The following is a 3,069-nucleotide window of genomic DNA, read 5'->3' as shown; positions in this document are numbered from 1 at the left end:
CCCACAATTATGTGTTCTTAACATTTTGGTATGCCTCCAGCAAATCACCAATTAGAGTCTTTTGAGAAACTACTTTTTGTTCCCCAGATAGCAAATTTTTTAAGGTATAAGTCTTCGTCTGGTGCTCATTCTCTCCAGCAATAATAATAAAAGAAGCATCCATTCGCTGAGCATTTTTAAAATGGTATTTAAGAGATTTATCTGAAAAATCTAAATAAAAGGGAATTGATTTCTCGTCAAGAACGATCGAAAGCTTTAATAAAACATTTTCTCCCTGTTGATCAAGAGGAGATAAATAAATAAATGGCTTCTGGAAAAATGCTTTTGACTCGCTCTGTTTTTGCAAAAGGAGAATAATTCGTTCCATCCCAGCAGCAAAACCGACCCCAGGGATGCCTTTTACTCCTAAAGCATCGGATAAGTTATCGTATCGGCCTCCGCCTCCAATAGCATTTTGGGCTCCCAATTCTTCGGTCTTCATTTCAAAGGTGGTTTTTATATAATAATCAAGACCTCTTACCAAATAAGGATTAATAACCGGGTGGATTTGAGCGCTCTCGAGAATTCCGATCAAGTGGTTTTGATGAGTGCGACACTCATCACAGAGAAAATTTTGTATAATCGGGAAACTTTCATTATGAAGTATATTCTGACAAGATTCATTTTTACAATCCAGCACTCGGAGGGGTTTGGTCTCAATCCGATTGGAACAATTTTTGCAGAATTGAGCTGCTTGATTTCGCAAATAATTTTTTAAAGTTTCGAGATATTGCGGCTTACATTTTCTACATCCCAAACTATTGATTTCTAATCGGATATTTTTTAATCCAATTTTTTTATATATCCGATCGGCCAAAAGAATAATCTCCGCATCGGCTGCTGGACTTTGAAATCCGATCGCCTCAAAGCCAAATTGGTGGAACTGCCGCATTCGACCGGCTTGGGGTCGTTCATAACGGAACATAGGTCCCATATAAAAATATTTCATCCGAGGATTGTGAATATGGAAGCTCTGTTCGAGATAGGACCTCATTACCGGTGCCGTTCCTTCCGGTCGGAGGGTTACACTGCGGCCTCCTTTATCAAGAAAGGTGTACATCTCTTTTTGAACAATGTCGGTTTCCTCTCCAACTCCTCGAGCAAAAAGCTCAGTATGTTCAAAAAGAGGTGTTCTTAACTCGATATAATGGTAATGGGTGGCCTCTTGCCTGACAATATTTTCGACATGATACCAAATAAAAATTTCGGGATCTCCGATATCTTTTGTTCCTTTAGGTAAAGTAATTTTTTCCATTTTTTCTTTAATTTTCCTTCTTGTTCCTCAGTTTATCTTTATTTCAATAAAAAACTTTAATCAACTTCAACTTCTTGAACGGTATCTAATTCCTGAAGCATGCTTAAAACCATCGTTAAGGAAAGATGGGCGGGGAGGTCTAACCAGAGGTAGCATCGCATCAAACTTTTTCCTTCTCGAAGCATTTTTATATTTTTTATATTCACTTCCATTTCTCCTAATTTTTCCCCAATTTTTCCAATTGTCCCCGGAATATCTGATATCAGAACTTGGATCAAATGGACTCCCCTGGTCCTTAATCGCTGTTCAAAGAGTTCTAATAAAGCCAATACTGCCATAATAAATAAAACTGATAATAGAGCAGCAAAATAAAGGCCAACTCCAATAGCAATACCAACTCCACAGATCGCCCATAAGCTGGCAGCAGTTGTTAACCCTTTTACCGAAGTTCCAAAACGGAAAATCGTCCCTGCTCCAAGAAATCCAATTCCACTGACAATTTGTGCCACGATGCGGGAAGGATCTGAACCCATTTTCCCAAAGCCATAAATCGATACTAAAGTTATTAACGCTGAACCGATACAAACCAATATATGAGTACGTAAACCGGCTGGTTTTTCAGCTTTTTCACGCTGATAACCAATAAGGCCACCAGCCAAAAAAGCCAGAATCAATCGTATAAAAATTTGAATATTTTCATCAAAGGTTAAATTAAACATCGAAGTATCGAATTTCACCAGCGCCCTGAGTCGAATAGAAACTATCTATATCCCGTAAATAAGGGAGAGCGCTCTGAGCACCAATTCGGGTACAGGCAATAGCACCGGCATTATTTGCCAGTTGAAGAGTCGTTATCCAATCCATTCCTTTGGATAATCCATAAGCCAAACCAGCATTAAAAGCATCACCGGCGGCGGTGGTATCCTGAACGTCAATTTTTCTGGGAACCAGATGGATGCATCGGTTTCCAGAATCACTGGCCAATGCTCCTTTTTCTCCTAAAGTAATTACCTTACGAGACGGACATCGTTGATCCAAAGCCTTCAAGGCTTGGACGGCATCTTCTATGCTTCGTATCTTTACTCCGCTCAATACTTCAGCTTCATATTGATTGGGGGTTATAACATCATTTTCGGTCAGGATTTCAATCGGAAAAGGCTGAGCCGGTGCTGGATTGAGAATAACTTTTACATTGTTTTCGTGAGCTTTTTGAATCGCACTCTTTACCACGCTATGGGGAACTTCCAGTTGAAGTATGAGATAATCACAAGTTTTAAAAAGTTGGGAGGCATTTTCTAAATCATCAACCGAAAGCTTCATGTTTGCTCCGGGCGCAACTAAAATTCGGTTTTCTCCCTTGGTATCGATAAAAATAAAAGCCAACCCTGTATGAGTTAAAGCTTGTTTGGTGACAAAATTAAAATCAACATTTTCCTGCTCCAAATTTAAGCGAAGGCGTGCTCCAAAATCATCATCTCCGACTTTACCAACCATATACACCATGAGCCCCAAGCGTGCACAAGCGATAGCCTGGTTATTTCCTTTTCCTCCGGGTAGCATGGTAAATTGACGGGCAAAGAGATTTTCCCCAGTCTCAGGCATTCGATCAATTTTCAGAATCATATCGATATTTAAGCTACCAACAATTAAAATACGAGAACTCATCATTTTTCCCTCACACCTCATTCCAAAACCGGTTGTAAAATATATATAATATTACTCAAGATAACCCTGAACGTCCAGTTTTTCAAAGAAATTCATGGTTTTAATTTGAA

The 3,069-nt window shown here is 39.2% G+C and carries 3 protein-coding genes; all 3 read right to left on the bottom strand.

Annotated features, from left to right (window positions below; translation table 11 throughout):
* Positions 1–7: 7 nt before the first annotated feature.
* Genes hisS through rbsK form a run of 3 tightly spaced genes read right to left on the bottom strand, consistent with a single transcriptional unit; the run spans position 8 to position 2,962 of the window.
* The gene (hisS, locus tag PLK24_RS10105; protein ID WP_324478774.1) at positions 8–1,294 is read right to left on the bottom strand and encodes a histidine--tRNA ligase; all 1,287 of its coding nucleotides are present in this window, start codon (positions 1,292–1,294) and stop codon (positions 8–10) included.
* Between the two features lie 56 nt (positions 1,295–1,350).
* The gene (locus PLK24_RS10100) at positions 1,351–2,031 is read right to left on the bottom strand and encodes an MgtC/SapB family protein (protein WP_324478772.1); all 681 of its coding nucleotides are present in this window, start codon (positions 2,029–2,031) and stop codon (positions 1,351–1,353) included.
* Positions 2,006–2,962, bottom strand: coding sequence for a ribokinase (gene rbsK / locus PLK24_RS10095; RefSeq protein ID WP_324478770.1), 957 nt, complete (start codon positions 2,960–2,962; stop codon positions 2,006–2,008). The genes PLK24_RS10100 and rbsK overlap by 26 nt, the downstream gene beginning before the upstream one ends.
* Positions 2,963–3,069 lie beyond the last annotated feature (107 nt).

Origin of the sequence: Atribacter sp. (assembly GCF_035418125.1) — a bacterium.
Classification (GTDB): domain Bacteria; phylum Atribacterota; class Atribacteria; order Atribacterales; family Atribacteraceae; genus Atribacter; species Atribacter allofermentans.
The sequence above is the reverse complement of the archived record's forward strand: the minus strand, read 5'-3'. Positions and strand labels throughout refer to the sequence as shown.